The following is a 19,629-nucleotide window of genomic DNA, read 5'->3' as shown; positions in this document are numbered from 1 at the left end:
TCACTCGACCTTCCCGATACGCCATGAGACCCACACCCCTCGACGCCCCAGCGCGGGACACCGCGCGTGAGCAGGAGCGCATCTACGTCCTCGAGTGCACGCAGCTTCTGGACACGGAAGACAGCGAGACATTCGATCGCATCACCCGGCTGGCAACGCATGTGTTCGACGCGCCCATCGCCCTGGTGTCCCTGGTGCATCAAGACCGCCAGTGGTTCAAGTCACGCTGCGGGTTCGACCTGAGAGAGACGGACCGAGACTCCGCGTTCTGCGACCGCACCATCGAGCTGGGCAGCGTGCTGGTGGTGGAGGACACGACCCAGGACGCGCGCTTTCACGACAACCCGCTCGTCGTGGGCCGCCACGCCATCCGCTTTTACGCCGGGGCGCCCCTGGTGCTGAACTCCGGCCACGCCCTGGGCAGCCTGTGCATTCTCGACCGGCGGCCCCGCACCTTCGACCGTGCGCAGCGCCAGCGGTTGGCAGAGATGGCCGCCATGGTCGTCACGCAGATCGAGCTGCACCAGCGCGCGGGCCGCGTCAACGAAGTGACCCGGCTGCCCAACCGCGCACAGCTGGTGGACGACCTGGAGCACCTGTGCCGGGACTACCCCGGGCAGCAGCGCGTGCTGATGCTGGTGGACGTGATTGGGCAGGCAGCACTGCACGCCGCCGTGCGGGCCATGGGCATCGAGCCCCTGGAGCATGCCCTGCGCAACATCGCGGCACGCCTGGCAGCTGCGCTGCCGCCCGGCACCATGCTCCACCACGTCAGCGAAACCCGGTTCTCGATCCTGCTCGGCGCCGGGCCGCGCGAGTCCAGCGAGCGCGCCGCCATCGACCTGCTCAACCACATGCGGGAGCGGTTTGACAGCGGGGGCGTGTCCATCGAGCTGCGCGTGCAGGCGGGCCTGGTCGAGTTCGACCTGAACGCCGCCAGCGCAGCCGACGCCCTGCGCAAAGCCAGCTCGGCCATGCACGAGGCCGCGTCCAGCGAGCAAAGCCACATGTGGCACGACCCGTGTTTCGACACCGCACACCGGCGTGCCTTCAATCTGGCCCGGGGCGTCTCGGCCGGGTTGGTGCGCGGCGAATTCCGGCTGGTCTACCAGCCCAAGCTCAACCTCTCCCTGGGCGCCTTCTCTGGCGTGGAAGCCTTGGCGCGCTGGACCCACCCCCGGTACGGTGTCGTGCCCCCGGGCGACTTCGTGCCGCTGGTGGAAGAAACCGCCCTGATCCACGAATTCACCGAATGGGTCTTGAATACCGCCCTGGCGCAGCTGGCCCTGTGGGAGCGCAGCGGCATCTCGCTGACGATGGCAGTGAACGTCTCGTCGAAGAACCTGGAACGGCCCGGTTTCGTGGACTTTGTCCGCGAGGCCTGCGCACGCCACGCGGTATCGCCGACGCATCTGCACATCGAATGCACCGAGAACGCGATCATGACCAGCCAGGCGACGCTGGATGCCCTGGGGCGCCTGAAGGCCCTGGGAATCCAGATTTCGCTGGACGACTTCGGCACGGGCTACTCCAACCTGGCGTGCCTGTTCGATTTGCCCGTGGGCATGTTGAAGCTCGACCAGTCGCTGGTCATGCCGATCGAGACCAGCCCGAGGGCGCTGAAGCTGGTGCGATCGCTCATAGACCTGGGCCACTCGATGGGCTACCGCATGCTGGCGGAGGGCGTCGAGACACAAGGCGTCCTCGACCTGCTGGTGGCGGCCGGGTGCGACGCCATCCAGGGCTACTTCCTGTCCAAGCCATTGGAGGCAGACAGCATTCCCACGTTTCTCGGCACCCACCGGGTGGGCGACCTGCTCCAAGCCGCCGGCAGCTCACCCCGATCTCCGCGCCCCAACACCTGATCGCCCAGGGCCGGCGTAGCCCGGCCGCCTGTGCAAGGGCTTTGGCAAGGCGTCCGGTTCAGACCCACTGATCGTTGGCCACGGTGCGTGCCCCCGGCGCGCCGTCGCCCGTGTTCACCACGCCCCGCGGCTCGATCAGCAGCATCTTCACTTCGGCATCTGCGGAGGGCTGGTGCTCCACGCCTCTGGGCACCACCGCCATCTGCCCCGCGCGCAGCACGATGACCGCTTCGCCGCCCGCACACTCGCCGTCGCCGTCGCCAGCGCGATCGCCATCGCCATCGCCATCGCCAGCGTCAGCGCGACCGCGGGTCGCGATCTTCAGCTCGCCTTCCAGCACGACGAATGTCTCGTCGGTGTCGGCATGCACATGCCACGGAAACTCTCCCTGCACCTTCACCACCTTGAACTGGTAGTCGTTCATCTCTGCGACGACGCGCGGCTGCCAGTGGCCATCGATGCCGTCGATCTTCCGGACCAGGTCAATGGCCTGGCTTTGACCGCGCCCGGCCGGTGCCGCCGTGGGGTTGAGGGGCATGGACATGGGTCGCTCCTTCCTTGGAAAAAGAAGCCGAATCTACGCAGCGTTGTTCACCCTGTATTGAACGTTCGTGGCTCGCCCCTTCATCCATCCATCCGTTCATTCATCCATTCATCCACCCATCACTGCGCAACCCGTCCGCCGGAGGCCATGCGCAGCCACCGCCCCGGGGTCAGCCCGAAGGTCTTGGTGAAGTGGCGGGTCATGTGGCTCTGGTCGGCAAACCCGGCGGTCGCGGCAGCGTCGGCCAGCGACGCACCGCCCATCAACATGCGGCGCACCACATCGAGCCGCCGCATCGTCTGAAAGCGATAAGGGCTCGTGCCGAAGAAGATGCGAAAGTCGCTCGACAGACTCCACCGGTCACGGCCCGTGGCTGCCTCCAGCTCGTCCAGCGCAATGACCCGGGCCTGGTGGGCATGCAGATAGTCGTAGGCACGCTGCGCGGCCAGAAAGTCGCCCTGGGGCAGCCGCGCAGGGGCGCCCGCCACGGCTTGCAGCGCATGCGCCAGCTCGGCCACGGCATGGCTGTGTTCCAGCGGCTCCGGCACCGTGTCGATGTGCCGCAGCAGGTGGTGGGTGGCCAGCGCCAGGCGCGGGTCGGTGGTCACGCCCCCTTCGATGAACGGCAACGCGCGCCCCTGGAGCACCGCCTGGATGAGCGCGGGCTCCACATAGACCATGCGGTACTGGAAGCCCTCGTCGGTACCGGCCTGACCATCGTGGACCTCATCGGGGTGCAACACCATCGTGTGGCCCGGCAGGCTGTCGCGCCGGCTGTGGCGGTAGTTGAAGCTTTGGACACCTGCCAGCGTGCTGCCGATTGCGTAGGTGTCGTGGCGGTGCATCGCATAGGCCTTGCCATGAAAGCGCGCCTCGATGCGCTTCATGCCGTCGATGGGTTCGGCGTGCCTGACCCACTCGAGGGGTGCGGGTGCTGGGGGCCGGCTCATCACGGCATTGTAGGCAGGGCATGGGGGCAGCGATGTCGACAAGCCAACGCGTACCGAGCAAGGTGAAGGGCGACACCCGTGCACAGTCGTGCATGAACGCATGCAGAGTCGCCCACCCAGCTTGCACCGGTAGATCGGTACCGCCACGCCACAGGCCGGTTCACCCCCGGCATTCGACACGAGGCGGCTGCGAGCACTGCACGACGACCACACCCTGCACCCGCTGTGCTTTCTGCTCGGTCTGGTGCCGCGTGTGAAGCCCCGAAGACCGGTGGCGCCCTTCATAATCCAGCGCCGCCCCCGCCCGTTAGAGATGCCGACTTTTGATGATCATCATGGATAAATTCTTGCTGCAGCAGCAGGTACTGGAACGCCTCGCCGAAGACCTGCTGCAAGCCGAGGAGGCCGTGCGGGCGGCCCATGAAACCGCGACCCACGAAGAGAACATCGCCGAGAACAAGTACGACACCTTGGGCCTGGAAGCCGCCTACCTGGCCACCGGCCAGGCCCGCCGCGCCGAAGCCATCCGCCAGGCGATGGCCCATTGGCGCCAGTTCCGCCCGCACCCTTACGACGCCCGCCAAGGCATACAGCTGGGTGCACTGGTCTGCCTGGTCGATGCCGATGACCAGCAGCAGCAGCAGCGGCAGCAACAGTTGCTGCTCTTTCTGGGCCCGCAGGGAGGCAGCATGAAGCTGGCCTGCGCCGGTCACACCGTGCAGGTGATCAGCAGCGATGCCCCGTTGGGCAGGGCTGTGCTGGGCAAGTGCGAGGGGGATGCAGTGTGGATACAGGTTGCACTGGTCCGGCAGGAGTTTGAGGTGCTGCGGGTTGATTGAGCGGACGGTAAGCGCACGCCGGATTGATCAGCAATGCGGGTCTTGAATGAGATGGGGCGTGAATTGAGCCACGTCACAAAAAAGTAGTCCCGTGGACCAATGGAGGTGTGCTGGCTGAACATCGACCGCGACGATATCTGCAGTGCAGCGATTGCAGACCTTGACGGTCAGTCCCTGTGTACAGCATTGTTCGCTGAAAGCCGTCCTTGCAAGACGCCGGTGCGTTGAGCTTCCGATCCGTCCGGCTCAACAGTGAGCGGTGCAACCGCCACAGATCGATGGCATGCATACCTGGGCGTGCCTGGTTCAAAGAGTCGTGTGTCTATCAATGACGACTAAAGCTGATACACGCCGACAGGGACTGATTCCTGCGCCGACGCGGCACTGGGCAAACACCACACAGCCCCCTTCAACTCTTTGGTTGACGACCGCTTGAAACTGGTCGAACCGGCGTCACAGGTTCTTGGCATAGAAAGGGGCCAGCTTGGCCAAGACAGCATCCACGTACTTGGGGACCCAGTAGGTCTCGATGTGCGTGGCGCCCTCAACGAGAAACAGTTCCTTGTTTTTCGCGCCCGTTGCCTTCGCAAACGCGGCCTCGGTCATGTAGAGGCTGTCGGCCCTGCTGCCGGCAATCATCAGCAAGGGCTGCTCGATCATGTCGATCTGGTCCGTCGCGTCCCAACGCATCAGGTCCAGCAGGCTGCTGGTGGTGTACTTGAAGGTCGAACCCGGATGGGCATGGGTGCGCCAGTAGTATTCGTAGCCTTGCCGGTACATCTCGAAGGGCAAGGCAGCGATCTGCGCATCCGTCATATCGGCGTCGCCGGAGTAGAGAAGCTTCCCGCCAGCCATCTGCTGGGCGCGTGCGTCCGAAGCCTGCTTCAGACGCTGCTGAATCGTGGCGAGCTGCGAGTCGGCGAAGCCGTTGCGACGGACCCGACCCGAGTTGAACATGCTGAGCGTGGCCACCGACTTGAAGCGTTTGTCGGTCTTTGCTGCGGCCAGCGAATAGCCGCCACCGCCGCAGATGCCCAGCAACCCAAGGCGCGCCGCGTCGACGCCGGGGTAGCGGGTGATGAAGTCGGCGGCGCCATGGATATCCTCGGTGCGGTTTCCCGGCGTATCCACCGAGCGTGGCAGCCCGCCGCTGCCGCCCTGGTAGGCGGCATCCATGGCCATCGCGACGTAGCCCAGCTCGGCCAGCCGCTGCGCATACAGGCCGGCGGTCTGCTCTTTGACCCCGCCATTGGGGTGTGCGACCACCACGGCGGGGTACTTCTTGGCCGGATCGAAGTTTGCGGGGGTATAGACGTTGGCGACGATGTCCAGGCCATTGAGCTTGTACGTCACCGGATGGATATGGACCTGACCCGGCTCGTTGGCGGTAATGGCATCGCCGTACACCAGTGTGAAGGGGTTCTTCTTGTAGTCGGCCGCGGCTGCCGAGGTCGAGAGGGTCATTGCTGTAACGCCCAGGCTTGCTGCGGAAATTGCGAGTGCCGAAGTCCCGAGGAAATCGCGGCGCTTTGCGTTGAAGGCTTCGTGGGTCATAGAGGTTCCAATCGTGTGAGTGAACGGGGCTGGGCGCGGGCGCCATCGAGCTTCTTCTGCGCCAGGAAGGCAGACACCAGGTCGGCGATCTGCACGTTGTTCAGGTCGGACATGACGAAATGGGTGTTCCCGCGGATGCCCGTCTCCGGCAGGTGCACCACGCGCGCATCGCCGCCATGCTTGTTGACGGCGTCCGCCCAGAGGCGAGCCATGGCGAGTCGCACCCGCCAGTTGTCCTGGCCGCGTTCCGTCGTGGGCTCGGTCGGGAAGTTGTCGCCGTAGTAGATGACGATGGGAACCCGGGTCAGCTTCTGGAAGTCCTCGGCCGACACCGCCTCCGGTGCCAGGGTTCCCGCCGCGCTGGGCATGGCTGGCGGCAGTTCACCCGGTGGAAAGATGAATCCACTTCCAGGCTCGAACGCAACGATGGCCTTCACGTTGGGGCTCTTGATGGCTGTCAGCCAGCCTGGCCCGCCGCCCTGCGAGTGAGTGAATAGAACGGCCGGGCCGGTCTTGACCAGCAGCGCCGACATGGCATCCGCAATCACAGTGGCGTCGTAAGGCCCGGTGTTGGGCGTGACCGAGCGGAAGAATTGGTCCAGCGTCTGCGGCTTGCGGTCGAACTGGACGTTGTCGAAGTAGCTGGGCCACTTGCCGATGCGGAACTGGTCGAAGAACAGCTGGTCGTTGGGGGCGGGCGCGAGCGAGGCGGCCACCGTGCTGTTGCCCGCGCGTCCACGGCGCGGCTGATCGACCAGATAGACCGGCCAACCTCGGCGCACGAACAGGGTCTGAAAGCCCTCCCGGCCATCCGGCGTGGACTCCCAGCTGCGTGCCGACTGGAAGGCGCCGTGGAGCATCACGATGGGCAGGGGCCTGGGGTGCAGCGGGACCTGGTAGAAGGCGTAGAGGTGGTCGCCGTGAAAGCTCTGTCCAGCCGCAGTGGGCTGATTGTTGTCATACGTGCCGGGTGTCTTCAGCACCGTGCCGCCGACGGCGAAGCTGCCTTGCGACTGAAGAATGACCAAGTCGCCACGGCCGGCGCCTCCAGGCGCCGCACAGCTGGCGAGCAGGCTGGCAATCACCAAGGTCGAGGCGAAGGTCGAGGCCAAAGTCGAGCTGAAACGGGGGCGGGTGATGTTCATGCTCATCCTTTCGATGCCAGAGCCAGTGCGTGTGTGAGGGCTTCGCGCGCGCGCAACGCAGCTTGGTCGCCGACCTCTTCTGCCAGCGCTTGCGTGAGCTGCTGCAGCTGGGCGGGCGCCAGGCCCACGCGCAAGCTGGCGCGCATGTGCGAGCGCAATTGCGCCTCTGCGCCCGGCGTGGCGGCCAATGCACCGACGGTGGCCAACTCGCGGCTGGGCCAGTCGAGGTTGTCGCGCTCGAAGATGTCGCCGAACAGATGGGCCTGAAGGAACTGGTTGATGACGGGCGCAAAGTCGAACACCGGGCCTTGAACCGGCCCGCCGGAGATTTCCGTCTGATTGGCCCGGCCGGCTCGCAGCAACTCGTCACCGGTGGACACGGCGCGGCTGGGTTCTCGTCCCGGTGCGTCCTGGATGCCGCGCTGCCGGCGTACCTCGACCACCTTCAGCAGTTCACCCAGCGCATTGAGGCTGCGCGGGAAGCCGGCATAGGCATAGAGTTGCACGAGCACCTCCTTGGCCTCGCCGACGCTGAGACCTGCATCCAGGCCTTGGTTCAGCGCGGCGCCGAGCCTGGGCATGTCGCTGCTCGCCGCGAACGCCGCGATCAGCGGGATGGCGCGCTGCCTGGGCGACAAAGTCCCGGCGGGCGCCTGCGACTTGACGTGGCTGCGCTCAAGGCCCAGCCCGGTACTAACCCAGGCAGCCCGGTAGTCCGCGTCAGCGACCTTTTCCTGCCAGCGAACCGAGATGCCGTTGTCCTTCTCGGCGATGGCCACATGCGTCATCACGGTCTCGGGCGCGGCACCATGCCAGTGGCGAACGTTGGCAGGAATGGTGACCACGTCGCCGGGGCGGATGACCTGTACCGGCTGACCTTGCTGCTGCACCAAGCCCAGGCCTGCCGTGACGATGAGGGTCTGTCCTAGCGGGTGGGTATGCCATGCCGTGCGCGCGCTGGGCTCAAAGCTCACGGTCGCGCCGCCGGCCCTGCCGGGGGACAGCGCCTTGAAGGGAGAACTGATGCGGGCGACCCCACTGAAGTTCTCGGCGGCACCGGTGGCAACCGGCGCGGACGACGCGGCCCGCACCTGCACCACGGGTGCAGCGGTAGCGGTGCCGTCGGCAGGCTGCGCACCAGCAGAGGCGGCTGCGGCGCCCATGGCCAAGCAAAGCAATGTTTTCACGAAAGTACCTCCTGAGCTTGTTGTCGCGCGTGGCGACCGGGCAAGAAGATGAAGGCCCAGGACACGAGCAGGGCCAGGCCGAGCAACAGAGCGCCCACATCCATCACGGCAGAAATCCGCTGTGCCAGCGCGGCGCTGTCCTGTGCGCCGACGACCGGCGCCGAATGGGCAAAGACGAGCACCAGCAGCCCCAGCCCCAAGGCCCCGCCCAGTTGGTGCGCGATGTTGACCATGCCGGAGGCGGCACCGGCATCTTCACGGGCCACCCCGGCGACACCGGCAGCGGTCAAAGGGGCCAGCAGCAGGCCCTGGCCCAGGCCGATGAGCAGCATGGGCGGCGCCACGTCGGCCCAGTAGCTGGCATCGGCACCGGCCAGGCCGAGCCACAGGAGGCCGATGACACCCAGCAGCAGGCCCACGAGCAGCAGGCGCTCGTTGCCAAAGCGGCGTGCCAGCTTGGGCACGGCCAGGGCCGACACCAAGTTGGGCAGGGTCACCGGCAGGAACGCGATGCCCGCCTGCAGCGGACGCAGGTGCAGCACGCCCTGCAGGAACTGCGTGGAGAAGAACCAGAAGCCCACGGCGCCGCCCAGGAAGAGCATGCGCGCGAGATAGGCTCCCGCGCGCTCCCGGCTGGCCAGCAGGCGCATCGGCAGGATCGGCTGGCTGACGCGGCACTCGATCCCGATGAAGGCAACCAGCATCAGCACGCCAGCGACCAGAGCCACTTGCGCTTGCGCATCCGACCAGCCCGCGTCGGCCGCTCGAACCAGCCCATAGACCAGCGCCGTCATCCCCAGGGTGGAGCTCAGCGCACCACCCAGGTCGAAACGGCCCCGATGACGCGGCGTCTCCGCGATATGCCGGCGGGCCGCGACGATCAGCAGCAGCCCGATGGGCAGGTTGATGAAGAAGCCGGCGCGCCAGGACAGCAGGTCGGCGAACAAGCCGCCCAGCACCAGCCCCAGCGTGGCACCAACGCCAGCCGCTGCGGCGTACAGGGACAGAGCGCGGGTACGCGCCGGGCCTTCGGCGAAATGCGTGGACAGCAGGGCCAAGGTGGAGGGCGCCAGGACCGCTGCGCCGACGCCTTGGACGGCGCGGGCCGCGAGCAGCCAAGCGGCCGATCCGGCCAGACCGATCGCCACCGAGGCCAGCGTGAACAAGGCCAGTCCCAGGATGAACATGCGCCGGCGACCGAGGATGTCGCCGGCACGGGCCCCCAGCAGCAGCAGGCCGCCGAAGGCCAGGGTGTAGGCATTGGTCACCCAGCACAGCTGGGCCGCGCTGAAACCCAGACTGGCTTGGATGCGAGGCAGGCCGGTGATGACGATGGAGATGTCCACCACGATCATCAGGTAGCTGGCCACGATGATGGCCAGCACGGTGCCCGCCTTGCCGGAGTGTGCTGGAGGTGCCGACGTGTTCACGCAGCGCCTCAGAGGTCCAGCCTGCGTTCTGACATCCACTTGACCATGGCCGGATCGCGGTGCGAGAAAAAGCTGCTGGTATTGGTGTCGAGCGCCGCGATGCGGGCCATGTCCTCATCGTCCAACGAGAAGTCGAAGATGGCGATGTTCTCGGCCATGCGCTCCTTGCGAACCGACTTTGCCAGGGCGACGATACCGCGCTGCACCAGCCAGCGCAGCACGACCTGGCCGGCCGACTTGCCGTAGCGCGCGCCTATGGCCAGCAAAACCTCGTTCTGGAACAGGCCGTTGCGCCCTTCGGCGAAGGGCGCCCAGGCTTCGGCCTGCACACCGATCTCCTTCATGAAAGGCACACTCTCAAGCTGCTGCTGGAAAGGGTTCACCTCGACCTGGTTGACCGCTGGCGCAATCTCGTTGAAGGCCTCAATGTCCATCAGCCGGTCCGGATGGAAGTTGCTGACGCCGATGGCGCGCAGCTTGCCGGCGCGGTAGGCCTCTTCCATCGCACGCCAGGCGCCGTGGACATCGCCGAAGGGCTGGTGGATCAGGTAGAGGTCAAGGTAGTCGGTCTGGAGTCGGCGCAGCGACTTGTCGATGGCCTGCCGGGTGCGATCGTAGCCGGCGTCCTGCACCCAGAGCTTGGATGTGACGAAGAGCTGGTCGCGGGCGACGCCGCTGGCCTTGAGACCCATGCCGACGGCCTCTTCGTTCATGTAGGAAGCGGCGGTGTCGATCAGCCGGTAGCCCGTCTCGATGGCATCGACCACGCTGCGCGCGCACTCCTGAGCATCGGAGATATGGAAGACGCCAAAGCCCAGGATGGGCATCTGGACACCGTTGTTCAGGGTGACGTGTTGCATGGCGGGTTCTTTGGGATTCAATGGAACGGACTGTAGGCACTCAACTCGCATCCGAATAGTGACAAGAAGGTTGTTTGATTGGCATCAGAATGGTGACAATTCAGGCAGGAGGCAGCATCCCATGGCCATCAACGAGCTTCGTTCCATCTCCACCTTCATCCAGGCGGCCGAGCTGGGCAGCCTGCGCAAGGCCGCACTGGCGCTGAACATCAGCCCCCAGGCGGCCAGCAAGGCGCTGGCTCAGCTGGAGGAGCACTTGAACGCGCGGCTGTTTCACCGCACGACGAGGGTGATGTCATTGACCGATGCGGGACAACGCCTGCTCGATGACGTACAGCCGGCGCTCATGGGCATGCAGCGGGCGCTGCAGAACGCCCGCATGGCACGGGATGAGTTTGCCGGGCCTCTGCGCATCGCCGGACCACGCACGACGTTCCAGCCCATACTCTGGCGCCTGGTGGAGGAGTTCTGCGAGCGCTACCCCGGCATCCAGCCCGACGTGCTGCTGGACGACCGCGTCGGCAACTGGGTCGAAGACCGTGTGGACGTCGGCTTCAGGCTCGGTCCTTCGCCCCACGAGGGCGTCATTGCGCGCAAACTGTTCCCGCTGCAGTTGCTCATCTGCGGTGCACCGGCCTACTTCGAACGGCATGGCGTTCCCGACTCATTGGGCGCACTCGCTTCTCACCGCTGCAGCGCCTTTCGCCACCCTGGCACGGGCAAGGTCGCGCCGTGGCACGTCAAGCTCGACGAGCAAGTGGTCGACCAGCCGGTGGTGCCAGCCATCTGCAGCAATGACGAAGTCTTCGAATTGCAGGCCGTGCTGGCAGGCAAAGTGCTGGGGCAGTTGGCCGGAGTGACGGCCGCACCATACATCCGGGCGGGTCAACTGGTTCCCATCCTGGTCGACCACATGCCAGATTACGCCAGCTACTTCGTGTACTTCGGCAGCAGGACCTCGCAGCCCGCGCGCGCGCGGGCCTTCATCGACCTGGCCGTGCAACGTCTGACCGAGAACTCCGAGTACGTGTTGAGCAGCAAGGAATTGCTTGGTGGTCGACGCGAGCCCCGAGGCTCGGCGTCAAGGGCCAAGTTGTCTGCAAAGAGCAAACGCGGCGAGTCCTAGTCGAACAGAGGGCAGGCGGCGCGCAATGTCCCGCCGTCTGGTCGCCGTCTTCGAGGCTGCGAGGCTGCAAGGCGGCCGTTGGCGACATCGCCTATCAGCCTTAAACCGCCCTCCCCTCACCAAGGCAGCAGCTCACCGCCATAGCCATAAAAACCGCCCGTCTCCCCCGCCTCCAACCCATCCATCACCCGCAACATATCGCCCGCCGCATCGCTGGCCCGGCGGCCGATTTCCGCACCATTGAACGGTGCCGACAGCGCCGAATCGACGGTGCCCGGGTGCAGCGCCACCAGCACGGCCTGCGGGTGGGTGCGGGCCACTTCGATGGACGCCGTCTTGAGCAGCATGTTCAGCGCGGACTTCGAGGCGCGGTAGCTGTACCAGCCGCCCAGGCGGTTGTCGCCAATGCTGCCCACCTTGGCCGAGAGCACGGCCAGCAGGCCGCGCTCTTGCTTGGGCAGCAGCGGCGCAAAGTGGGCCAGCACCAGCGCAGGGCCGAAGGTGTTGGCGCGGAAGGTGGCCTCCATCTGCGCGTAGTTCATCTGGCCCAGGCGCTTTTCAGGCAGGCCGTGGGGGCCATGCAGCATGCCGGCGGCGTGGATGATGCAGTGCCACGGGCCCTGGGCCTTGAGGTGTTGGGCGGCGTTGGCGATGGTGGCCTCGTCGTCCAGGTCGATCGCCGGGCTGGTGTGGCGCCCCAGGCCCAGGGCCAGGGCGCAGCGCGGGTCGGCCAGCAGGTGCGCCAGAAAGGCGCTGCCGATGGCGCCGGTGGCACCGATGACGATGGCGCGGTAGCCCTTGGGCAGGGACTGCAGGGAGGTGAAAGGCGTGGCAGGGTAGTGTGCGTGAGACATGGCGCAATCCTGCGGTTGGCATAGCGACTGGTTGAAGTAGCGACGTGTTCCAGCGCATCGAGATGCCTACGCAAGGCGGACCACGGCGTTGCGTGGTCGAGGATCGCCGCCAAAGCGAACGAGCCCATCGACTGCCCGACCAAGAGCAACGGCAGGTCGTCATGCTACCTTTTCAGCAAGGTACCGAACACTGCCACGTCAGCATTCATCCCTTCAAAGCCAACAGTACCGCCTTGCGGCGGGCGCCGGCTCAGCAGCGAGCAAGCTCCTAGTCGATGGCAGAACGCGGCTCCCACGCTGTCCCCTAAAGACTCGTTCGATACCATCGTCACAAAGGGGGCACCATGCCATCACTGTTGATTCGACTCGAACCTCACCTCCTGGTCAATCCCGACCTTGACCTTCGGTATGCACTCCCTGACCGGTTGAACAAGCTCTCGGACGGCTTGTTACGCGACAGTGGCTTCGACTACGAAGACGGCACCCATGCAATGCTGATCTTCTTGGCTGCTGACAACGTGGAGGCAGGCGTTCCGCTGGTCATCCACGTATTGGAGACGGAAGAAATCTATGGCAACAGGCTTGCGGACGCTGCGACGGTGGGCACATCGATAGGTGACGAAACTGACGCCGCTGCAGATTTCGTCGTTGTCTATCCAATCGCAGCCGCAGGCACCCGAATGGGCTGATTCGCGACTGAGCAATAGCCTCTTTGGAAACCAGCTACCGACGGGCCTACGGCTTTCATCATGCAGCGCATTGGAGGGCGTGGTGAGCCCAAAAGCATTGGGCGCGGCTACATGCTTGGCACCGAGGGCCGCTCCACCTTCGCCCGCCAATTCCGACTGATGCTGACCAATGAAGACGAGCGGATCGCATCACTTCGCAGCCCGCCGCTTGTCCATCACACGCCCGCATCGCGCATAGTCTCCACATCCAGCGACGCGGCGATATCCACCAACTGCTGCCTCACCCACGCATGCGCCGGGTCCCCGTGAAAGCGTTCGTGCCAGATCATGGCCGGTGACAAAGACGCCACCGGTAGCGGCAAGTCCAGCAGCGCAAGCGGAAGCCTCTTGGCCATCAAACGCGCAAACCGGCTGGGCAGGGTCAGGACCATGTCGCTGTCCGCGACCAGCATGGCCGCCGCCAGAAAATGCGGCACCCGAAGTGCGACATGGCGGGTAAGCCCCTGGGCTGAAAGAGCGACATCCACAGCGCTCTCCCCCACGCCAGAAATCGTCACCGCAACCTGGCGCAGGGCCACGTAACGGCCCAGCGTGAATGCTCCTTGGGCCGCAGGGTGGCCGGCCCGCACCACGCACACCAGGCTGTCGGTATAGAGTCCCCGCCGATGCAGGCTGCCCGGCAGCGCATCAAAAATGCCCAGCGCCAGGTCTGCGGCGCCTTGCTCGATCAGCCGCACGTTGTCGCCGGCCGGCTGGGCGATGTGTAGGCTCAAGGCGGGCGCCTTTTGCTCCAAACGCGATACCAGGCCCGCCAACACCACGATGCTCAGGTGGTCGTGCGCGGCGATGGTGATGCGGCCTGTGGCCGCGGCGGGGTCGAAGACTGCGGGCGACACGATGCCCCGTGCGTCGTCCAGCAACTTGCTCACGGGGCCTGCCAGTGCTTCACCGCGCGGCGTCAGGTCCAGCCCAAGCCTGCCGCGCACCACCAGTTGGTCGCCCAGCATGCTGCGCAGGCGCCCCAGTGCCCGGCTGGCGGCCGGTTGACTCAGGCCCAGGCGCAGGCCCGCCTGGGTCACGCTGCGCTCTCGTACCAGCGCCTCGAAGAGTTTGAGCAGGTTGAGGTCGATCATTGACAAATCCACTTGGTGCATTCTTGCTATGCCTTCCATACCATTGATGCATTGCGGGCCATCATCCACCATTTCTGTTCATCTTGAGTAGGAGTTTTTGCATGACTGTTTCTTCATTGCCGTATGCCGTGTTTGGCGTGACAGGACGCACCGGCGCTGCCGCCGCCCACGCGCTTCTGCAGGCCGGCCAACCGGTGCGCGTGGTGGTGCGCGACCCGGCCAAAGGCCGCCCGTGGACCGACCGTGGCGCAGAGGTGGCTGTGGCCGACCTGACAGATCCGGCGGCCATGACCGGAGCGCTCCGCGGTGTGCGGGGCGCCTACGTCGTCTGCCCACAGCACTACGGTCGTGAAGATCTGTTCGAAATGGCTGCCTTGATAGCCGACACCGTGGCGCGTGCATCGCTGGCGGCAGGCGTGCCCAAACTCGTGGCCCTTTCTTCGGTGGGCGCAGACCGTGACAGCAAGATCGGGTGGATCGGGATGAACCGAATGTTGGAGCAGCGGCTGGGCGAAGCGGGCGTGCCCACCCTCTTCCTGCGCGCAGCGTATTTCATGGAGAACTGGACGCCGCTGGTTCAACAGGCGGTGCGCAGCGGCACCCTGCCCACGTTTTTGGCACCACCGCAACGGCGGCTGCCGATGGTGGCCACGGTGGATGTCGGCAGCGCTGCCGCTGCTTTGCTGCAAGAAGAGTGGACGCAGACCTGTGCGGTGACGCTCTCGGGGCCCGCAGACTACAGTCCGCACGATGTAGCGGCCGTGGTCTCAGCCACGATCAAGAAGCCGGTCGATGTGGCGGTGCTGCCGCAGGCGGATTGGCCGCTGGCGCTGGCGGGTGCCCAGTTTTCCACGGCGGCGCTTGCGGGGTTTACCGAAATGACGGTGGGGCTCAATAGCTCGCATATCGACATCAAGAGCGATGCCAGCGCTATGCAGCGGGCAGGAACGACTGCGCTGGAGCAGGTTATCTCTGCCATCGCACAGTCGCAAACGGCGTAGGCGGCTGGCACTTGGCAGGCGGCATCTCACGCCGAGGCCATCGAGCGGTGCGCGGTGGGGGCCAAGGAGAGTTTGATCGTGCGGAATCAGCTTGGCACCCCATTCGATGGAGCGGCCAGCCCCTCGCACGATCGAACTGCTCACGTAGCCGCGCGGTGGTGCCGCCCAGCGCAAGCAACCGTGCCCGCCGGGCCTGCGATCAGAGCTCGTCCAGCCGCCCCCTTACCAGCGCCGCATGCTCGCGCAGCGCATCCAGCTGCGGCCCTTGCATCTTCTCCACCTGCCGATAAACCATCACCAGCCGCGGGTTCTTGCCCAGCACTGCTTCGTTGCGCGCAAAGAAGTCCCAGTACAGCGCGTTATACGGGCACGCACGCTCCCCCACCTTCAGCTTCTTGTCGTAGTGGCAACCGGTGCAGTAGTCGCTCATGCGGTCGATGTACGCGGCGCTGCTCACATACGGCTTGGTGGCCAGCAGGCCGCCGTCGGCGAACTGGCTCATGCCCACGGTGTTGGGCACCTCCACCCATTCGAACGCGTCGATGTACACGCCCAGGTACCAGCGGTGCACGGCGGCGGGGTCAAGCCCTGCCAGCAATGCGAAGTTGCCGATGACCATGAGGCGCTGGATGTGGTGGGCGTACGCATGCTCCAGCGACTGGCCCACGGCGTGCTGCATGCAGCGCATGCGGGTGTGGCCGGTCCAGAACCAGTCGGGCAGGGGCGCGGTGTGGCCCAGGGCGTTGCGCTCGTCGTACCCGGGCATGTGGGCCCAGTAGATGCCGCGCACGTATTCGCGCCAGCCCAGGATCTGGCGGACGAAGCCCTCCACCGCCGGCAGCGGGGCGGTGCCTGCGCGGTAGGCGGCCTCCGCGCGCTGCACCACCTCGCGCGGGTTCAGCATCTTGGTGTTGAGCGCAAACGACAGCAGCGAGTGGAACAAGCGCGCGCTGCGCGTGCTCATGGCGTCTTCGTAGGCGCCAAAGTGCGGCAGCGTAGCGGTGATGAAGTGGTCCAGCCACGCCAGCGCCTCGGCACGATTGACGGGCCAACGCAGCTGCGCGGCCTGGGGGTTGCCAAAGCTTTGCACGCCCGCGGCCACGATGGTGACCCACAGCGCGCTGTGGTCGTGCGTGGGGCGTGCATCGGGCGGGGTGGCGGGCGTGCCGGGCCAGGGCTTGCGGTTGTCGTGGTCGTAGTTCCAGTGGCCGCCTTCGGGCTCGCCCACGTCGTCCATCAGCACGCGGTGGCGCTGGCGCATGCGGCGGTAGAAGTGCTCCATGAGCCACTGCGGGCGGCCCCGGAACGTGTCGGCCACCTCGGTGCGCGATGTGTAGAAGTGCTCGCTGCCCACGGCCTCGACGGCAAAGGTTTGCTCCGCGCCCCAGGTGCGCAACTGCTTGTCCAGCCGCCATTCGTCGGGGTGCTGGTACTGCAGGCGCTGCGCGCCGTAGTGCGCCATGAGCGCGGCCAGGTTGCCGGGCAGGGACTGGCGGTTGCTGGCGTCGTCGATGGCGACGTAGCGCACGCGGTGGCCGGCCGCGCGCAGCTGGCGCGCCAGGTCGCGCAGGGCGGCGAAGATGGCCAGGATCTTTTGCGCGTGGTGCAGCACATAGTCGGTCTCTTGCCGCACTTCCATCAGCACGTAGACCACGCCGGCATCGTGCTCGGCAAACCAGCTGTGCAGGGGGTTGAGCTGGTCGCCCAGCACCAGGCGCAGGGTGTGGGCGCGGGGCGGGGGTGGGGTCATGGATGTGGTCAAAGGGGCGTGGTGTGGCGCTGCCACTGGATTATGTTCGGGCGGCGCCGCGGGGCGCGATGGGCAGGCCCAGTTGCACACGCGCGGGCAGCCAGGACGCGGTCCGGGGCCAGTCTCCAAGGTGACGCGCGGGGCGGTGCAGCCAGTGTTTTCCCCGACCGGTGCGGGCCGGGCCGCGCTGGATACTGGCCGCGCCGCCAGCGGCGGGTGCGCCCTGTGCGGGCCCGGCTGGCCGGACACATAACGACAGGAGACCCGGCCCATGCCCACCCTTCCAACCCCTTGCGCCCCGCCGCCACTCACGCGCCGCCGGTTGCTTGCCGCTGCGGCGGCCTCGGCCGCCACGGCCCCTGCGTGGGTGCACGCGCAGCCTGCCGAGGCCTGGCGCATCGGCCAGACGGCGGCGCTCAGCGGGCCGCTGGCGTTTCCGTTCGTGGAAATGAACAAGGGCATCAACGCCGCGTTCATCGAGGCCAACGACAAGGGCGGCGTGGACGGGCGCAAGCTGGAGCTGGTGAGCCTGGACGACGGCGGCGACCCAGCCAAGGCCACGGACAACGCCCGCAAGCTCGTCGAGCAGGAGCGCGCCTTTGCGCTGCTGGGCTGCGGCGGCACCACCAGCGTGATGGGCGCGCTGCCGGTGGCCATGGCCGCCAAGGTGCCGGTGATAGCGCCGGCCACGGGGTCGGACGCGCTGCGGCCCTTCAACCCGCTGGTGTTCCATGCGCGCGCCAGCTATGCGCAGGAGCTGAGCAAGATCGTGCAGCAGCTGGGCTCCACCGGGTTCACCAAGTGCGCGGTGGCGTACTTTGACAACCCGTTTGGCAAGGCGACGCTGGCGGCGTTCGAAGCGGCGGCCAAGGCGCATGGCAACACGGCGTGGAAGGCGTTCCTCGTGACCGAGACACCCGAGGGCATTGCCCGTGCGGTGGACGAGATTGCAGCGTGGCAGCCCAACGCGCTGACGTCGCTGTCGGTGGGCGCGATGGGCATTCCGTTCTACAAGGCGCTGCGTGCGCGGGTGAAGGCGCCGGCGTTTTCGATTTCGTTCCTGGGCTCGCGCCCGCTGCTGGCCGCGCTGGGCGAGTCGGCCAAGGGCATCACGGTGGCGCAGGTGGTGCCCAACCCCGACAGCGTGGCGATACCGCTGGTGAAGGCCTACCAGGCCGCGCTCAAGCGTGTGGAAGGCAGCGCGCCGGGGTATTCGTCGCTCGAAGGCTATGTGAGCGGCCGCCTGATGATCGAAGCGCTGCGCCGCGCGGGCCGCGCCGCGTCGCGCGAGAAGCTGATGGAGGCGCTGCACTCCATGCGGCCGTACGACATGGGCGGCTTCGAGCTGCGGTATGGGCCGCAGGACCACAACGGCACGGATTTTGTGGAGCTGACGTACTTCAATGGGGATCGGTTCAGGCGCTGATGCCGTCAGGTGGTGAAGCGGTGCAGCGGCGAGGCGACCAGGCTTCCATCTGCGAAACGATCCATCGGCCGGTGTGGGGGCTGACCGCCGCCGCGGGCTGGCCGGTCAGGGGCCGGTGCTGCCGCCACCGGCCGGGCGCTGGCGCTTGTGTTCGCTGCGGCAGCGGTCCGAGCAGTATTTCACCTCGTCCCACACCTTCTCCCACTTCTTGCGCCAGGTGAAGGGCAGGCCGCAGTGCAGGCAGGTCTTGTGCGGCAGGTCGTGCTTCTTGCGCATGCGCATGGGTGTGCAGAGATACCAGGGTACGGGGGCTGGGCGCGCGGATTGAACAGACAGTTGAACGGGGCGGCTGGCTGCGGTGACGGCGGGTGGTGCCTGGCGAGCCCGGCACCAGGCCGCAACCCCCCTGCCGCCGCCATTGTGCCGCAGCGGGCAGATGCCCCCAGCCGCGCAGGCGGGCAGCGGCGCCCGTAAACTTGCGCCCATGACGCTCAAAATCACCGTGTATTCCAAGTCCGCCTGCCCGCAGTGCGACTCCGTCAAGAAGCTGCTGCAGTCGCGCGCCCTGCCCTTTGAAGAGATCAAGATCGACGACGAGGCCGAGCGCCTGGCTTTCTATGCCAAGTGCGGGCCGTCGGTGCGGCAGATGCCGCAGGTCTTCATCAACGACCAGCGGGTCGGTGGCCTGGCGGGCGTGCAGGCTGCCCTGGCGCAACTGGCCCAGCAGCAACCGTAACCACCGCTGCGGCAACCGCCAAAGCCCCGACAGCCACCTTCGGGTTGCGCACCGCTAGCGGTACTGCGCTGCGGTGATGAACTGGCCGAAGGTCTCGCACCACACGACCACGGTGTTGAACCTGGCAGGGTCTGCGCCCTGCGGCACCGGGACGATGAAGTTGTCGAAGGTCTTGACGTCGCCGATGCGCAGCATCTGCGGCTTGATGCGCAGAAAGTCGGCCTCGGTCTCCACGAACTGGGGCGACAGGTACAGCTTGTAGTCGGGCCCGGGGGCCAGCCGGCCCTGCAGGCTGATGCTGTGCGGGCCGATGTGGACCGTGCCCTCGCCCCAGTGCAGCGCGTCGCTGCCTTTGAGGTCGCGGCGCAGCGTGGCCGTCCACTGCGCGGTGGACGCGCTGGGCTGCAGGTCTTGCGGCGTGGGGCTGGCCGGCGCAATGAGGATGGGCAGCACATACACTCCCGCGCCAAAGCCCATCGCCCCGGTCAGCAGGTGCGAGGCGGTCAGCGCCAGCAGTTTCTTCATCGCTGTGCCACAGTC

At 66.5% G+C, this 19,629-nt stretch carries 19 protein-coding genes; 7 read left to right on the top strand and 12 right to left on the bottom strand.

Going from position 1 to position 19,629, the window contains the following annotated elements:
* Nucleotides 1-23: 23 nt before the first annotated feature.
* Nucleotides 24-1,865: a putative bifunctional diguanylate cyclase/phosphodiesterase gene (locus ACIGHN_RS25320; RefSeq protein WP_396506899.1), complete on the top strand. Its 1,842-nt coding sequence runs from the start codon at nucleotides 24-26 to the stop codon at nucleotides 1,863-1,865.
* Between the two features lie 58 nt (nucleotides 1,866-1,923).
* Here the strand turns inward: ACIGHN_RS25320 and ACIGHN_RS25315 are convergent, their stop codons facing one another.
* The gene (locus ACIGHN_RS25315) at nucleotides 1,924-2,409 is read right to left on the bottom strand and encodes a cupin domain-containing protein (RefSeq protein WP_396506897.1); all 486 of its coding nucleotides are present in this window, start codon (nucleotides 2,407-2,409) and stop codon (nucleotides 1,924-1,926) included.
* 119 nt (nucleotides 2,410-2,528) lie between these two features.
* Entirely contained in the window at nucleotides 2,529-3,359 is an 831-nt protein-coding gene (locus ACIGHN_RS25310) for an AraC family ligand binding domain-containing protein (protein ID WP_396506895.1), read from the bottom strand.
* Nucleotides 3,360-3,694: 335 nt separating this feature from the next.
* On the opposite strand from ACIGHN_RS25310, the gene ACIGHN_RS25305 reads away from it, so the two are divergent.
* A complete protein-coding gene (locus ACIGHN_RS25305) occupies nucleotides 3,695-4,198 on the top strand; it encodes a transcription elongation factor GreAB (protein WP_396506893.1) in 504 nt (167 codons plus the stop codon).
* Between the two features lie 453 nt (nucleotides 4,199-4,651).
* On the opposite strand, the gene ACIGHN_RS25300 is transcribed toward ACIGHN_RS25305, so the two are convergent.
* The 5 genes from ACIGHN_RS25300 to ACIGHN_RS25280 are packed head-to-tail and all read right to left on the bottom strand — an operon-like array spanning nucleotide 4,652 to nucleotide 10,374.
* Nucleotides 4,652-5,752 (bottom strand): alpha/beta hydrolase, encoded by a 1,101-nt coding sequence (locus ACIGHN_RS25300; RefSeq protein ID WP_396506891.1) that lies wholly within the window; start codon nucleotides 5,750-5,752, stop codon nucleotides 4,652-4,654.
* The gene (locus tag ACIGHN_RS25295) at nucleotides 5,749-6,897 is read right to left on the bottom strand and encodes an alpha/beta fold hydrolase (RefSeq protein ID WP_396506890.1); all 1,149 of its coding nucleotides are present in this window, start codon (nucleotides 6,895-6,897) and stop codon (nucleotides 5,749-5,751) included. Before ACIGHN_RS25295 ends, ACIGHN_RS25300 begins: the two co-directional genes overlap by 4 nt.
* A gap of 2 nt (nucleotides 6,898-6,899) precedes the next feature.
* Nucleotides 6,900-8,084, bottom strand: coding sequence for a cupin domain-containing carboxymuconolactone decarboxylase family protein (locus ACIGHN_RS25290; protein ID WP_396506888.1), 1,185 nt, complete (start codon nucleotides 8,082-8,084; stop codon nucleotides 6,900-6,902).
* Nucleotides 8,081-9,514, bottom strand: coding sequence for an MFS transporter (locus ACIGHN_RS25285; protein WP_396506886.1), 1,434 nt, complete (start codon nucleotides 9,512-9,514; stop codon nucleotides 8,081-8,083). The genes ACIGHN_RS25290 and ACIGHN_RS25285 overlap by 4 nt, the downstream gene beginning before the upstream one ends.
* Before the next feature lie 8 nt (nucleotides 9,515-9,522).
* On the bottom strand, nucleotides 9,523-10,374 hold the full coding sequence (locus ACIGHN_RS25280) for an aldo/keto reductase (RefSeq protein ID WP_396506884.1): 852 nt from the start codon (nucleotides 10,372-10,374) through the stop codon (nucleotides 9,523-9,525).
* Nucleotides 10,375-10,495: 121 nt separating this feature from the next.
* Between ACIGHN_RS25280 and ACIGHN_RS25275 the strand changes: the two genes are divergently transcribed.
* Entirely contained in the window at nucleotides 10,496-11,500 is a 1,005-nt protein-coding gene (locus tag ACIGHN_RS25275) for a LysR family transcriptional regulator (protein WP_396506882.1), read from the top strand.
* A 116-nt stretch (nucleotides 11,501-11,616) separates the two neighbouring features.
* Here ACIGHN_RS25275 and ACIGHN_RS25270 read toward each other — a convergent pair whose 3' ends face one another.
* Nucleotides 11,617-12,354 carry an SDR family NAD(P)-dependent oxidoreductase gene (locus ACIGHN_RS25270; RefSeq protein WP_396506881.1) on the bottom strand — a complete coding sequence of 246 codons (738 nt, stop codon included), beginning with the start codon at nucleotides 12,352-12,354 and terminating at the stop codon, nucleotides 11,617-11,619.
* Nucleotides 12,355-12,698: 344 nt separating this feature from the next.
* Between ACIGHN_RS25270 and ACIGHN_RS25265 the strand changes: the two genes are divergently transcribed.
* Complete coding sequence (locus ACIGHN_RS25265; protein WP_396506879.1) at nucleotides 12,699-13,043, top strand: hypothetical protein; 345 nt, start codon at nucleotides 12,699-12,701, stop codon at nucleotides 13,041-13,043.
* A 215-nt stretch (nucleotides 13,044-13,258) separates the two neighbouring features.
* Here ACIGHN_RS25265 and ACIGHN_RS25260 read toward each other — a convergent pair whose 3' ends face one another.
* The gene (locus tag ACIGHN_RS25260; protein WP_396506877.1) at nucleotides 13,259-14,176 is read right to left on the bottom strand and encodes a LysR family transcriptional regulator; all 918 of its coding nucleotides are present in this window, start codon (nucleotides 14,174-14,176) and stop codon (nucleotides 13,259-13,261) included.
* Nucleotides 14,177-14,277: 101 nt separating this feature from the next.
* On the opposite strand from ACIGHN_RS25260, the gene ACIGHN_RS25255 reads away from it, so the two are divergent.
* Nucleotides 14,278-15,177: an NmrA family NAD(P)-binding protein gene (locus tag ACIGHN_RS25255; protein WP_396506875.1), complete on the top strand. Its 900-nt coding sequence runs from the start codon at nucleotides 14,278-14,280 to the stop codon at nucleotides 15,175-15,177.
* Between the two features lie 199 nt (nucleotides 15,178-15,376).
* Here ACIGHN_RS25255 and ACIGHN_RS25250 read toward each other — a convergent pair whose 3' ends face one another.
* Complete coding sequence (locus ACIGHN_RS25250) at nucleotides 15,377-16,927, bottom strand: cryptochrome/photolyase family protein (protein WP_396506873.1); 1,551 nt, start codon at nucleotides 16,925-16,927, stop codon at nucleotides 15,377-15,379.
* 271 nt (nucleotides 16,928-17,198) lie between these two features.
* On the opposite strand from ACIGHN_RS25250, the gene ACIGHN_RS25245 reads away from it, so the two are divergent.
* Complete coding sequence (locus ACIGHN_RS25245) at nucleotides 17,199-18,353, top strand: ABC transporter substrate-binding protein (protein ID WP_396506871.1); 1,155 nt, start codon at nucleotides 17,199-17,201, stop codon at nucleotides 18,351-18,353.
* A gap of 105 nt (nucleotides 18,354-18,458) precedes the next feature.
* On the opposite strand, the gene ACIGHN_RS25240 is transcribed toward ACIGHN_RS25245, so the two are convergent.
* Nucleotides 18,459-18,635 (bottom strand): DUF2256 domain-containing protein, encoded by a 177-nt coding sequence (locus ACIGHN_RS25240; protein WP_396506869.1) that lies wholly within the window; start codon nucleotides 18,633-18,635, stop codon nucleotides 18,459-18,461.
* 202 nt (nucleotides 18,636-18,837) lie between these two features.
* On the opposite strand from ACIGHN_RS25240, the gene ACIGHN_RS25235 reads away from it, so the two are divergent.
* Nucleotides 18,838-19,089, top strand: a complete 252-nt coding sequence (locus ACIGHN_RS25235) for a glutaredoxin (RefSeq protein WP_056169887.1) — start codon at nucleotides 18,838-18,840, stop codon at nucleotides 19,087-19,089.
* Between the two features lie 54 nt (nucleotides 19,090-19,143).
* Here the strand turns inward: ACIGHN_RS25235 and ACIGHN_RS25230 are convergent, their stop codons facing one another.
* The gene (locus tag ACIGHN_RS25230) at nucleotides 19,144-19,614 is read right to left on the bottom strand and encodes a DM13 domain-containing protein (RefSeq protein WP_396506867.1); all 471 of its coding nucleotides are present in this window, start codon (nucleotides 19,612-19,614) and stop codon (nucleotides 19,144-19,146) included.
* Between the last annotated feature and the right edge of the window lie 15 nt (nucleotides 19,615-19,629).

This window comes from Acidovorax sp. NPDC077693 (assembly GCF_044542805.1).
Lineage (GTDB): Bacteria > Pseudomonadota > Gammaproteobacteria > Burkholderiales > Burkholderiaceae_C > Acidovorax.
The sequence above is the reverse complement of the archived record's forward strand: the minus strand, read 5'-3'. Positions and strand labels throughout refer to the sequence as shown.

Excerpts from the sequence above, each read along its gene's own strand:
- ACIGHN_RS25320 (WP_396506899.1), top strand. The coding sequence starts at position 24 with ATGAGACCCACACCCCTCGACGCCCCAGCGCGGGACACCGCGCGTGAG.
- ACIGHN_RS25315 (WP_396506897.1), bottom strand. The coding sequence starts at position 2,409 with ATGTCCATGCCCCTCAACCCCACGGCGGCACCGGCCGGGCGCGGTCAA.
- ACIGHN_RS25310 (WP_396506895.1), bottom strand. The coding sequence starts at position 3,359 with ATGAGCCGGCCCCCAGCACCCGCACCCCTCGAGTGGGTCAGGCACGCC.
- ACIGHN_RS25305 (WP_396506893.1), top strand. The coding sequence starts at position 3,695 with ATGGATAAATTCTTGCTGCAGCAGCAGGTACTGGAACGCCTCGCCGAA.
- ACIGHN_RS25300 (WP_396506891.1), bottom strand. The coding sequence starts at position 5,752 with ATGACCCACGAAGCCTTCAACGCAAAGCGCCGCGATTTCCTCGGGACT.
- ACIGHN_RS25295 (WP_396506890.1), bottom strand. The coding sequence starts at position 6,897 with ATGAACATCACCCGCCCCCGTTTCAGCTCGACTTTGGCCTCGACCTTC.
- ACIGHN_RS25280 (WP_396506884.1), bottom strand. The coding sequence starts at position 10,374 with ATGCAACACGTCACCCTGAACAACGGTGTCCAGATGCCCATCCTGGGC.
- ACIGHN_RS25275 (WP_396506882.1), top strand. The coding sequence starts at position 10,496 with ATGGCCATCAACGAGCTTCGTTCCATCTCCACCTTCATCCAGGCGGCC.
- ACIGHN_RS25270 (WP_396506881.1), bottom strand. The coding sequence starts at position 12,354 with ATGTCTCACGCACACTACCCTGCCACGCCTTTCACCTCCCTGCAGTCC.
- ACIGHN_RS25265 (WP_396506879.1), top strand. The coding sequence starts at position 12,699 with ATGCCATCACTGTTGATTCGACTCGAACCTCACCTCCTGGTCAATCCC.
- ACIGHN_RS25260 (WP_396506877.1), bottom strand. The coding sequence starts at position 14,176 with ATGATCGACCTCAACCTGCTCAAACTCTTCGAGGCGCTGGTACGAGAG.
- ACIGHN_RS25255 (WP_396506875.1), top strand. The coding sequence starts at position 14,278 with ATGACTGTTTCTTCATTGCCGTATGCCGTGTTTGGCGTGACAGGACGC.
- ACIGHN_RS25250 (WP_396506873.1), bottom strand. The coding sequence starts at position 16,927 with ATGACCCCACCCCCGCCCCGCGCCCACACCCTGCGCCTGGTGCTGGGC.
- ACIGHN_RS25245 (WP_396506871.1), top strand. The coding sequence starts at position 17,199 with ATGCCCACCCTTCCAACCCCTTGCGCCCCGCCGCCACTCACGCGCCGC.
- ACIGHN_RS25240 (WP_396506869.1), bottom strand. The coding sequence starts at position 18,635 with ATGCGCATGCGCAAGAAGCACGACCTGCCGCACAAGACCTGCCTGCAC.
- ACIGHN_RS25235 (WP_056169887.1), top strand. The coding sequence starts at position 18,838 with ATGACGCTCAAAATCACCGTGTATTCCAAGTCCGCCTGCCCGCAGTGC.
- ACIGHN_RS25230 (WP_396506867.1), bottom strand. The coding sequence starts at position 19,614 with ATGAAGAAACTGCTGGCGCTGACCGCCTCGCACCTGCTGACCGGGGCG.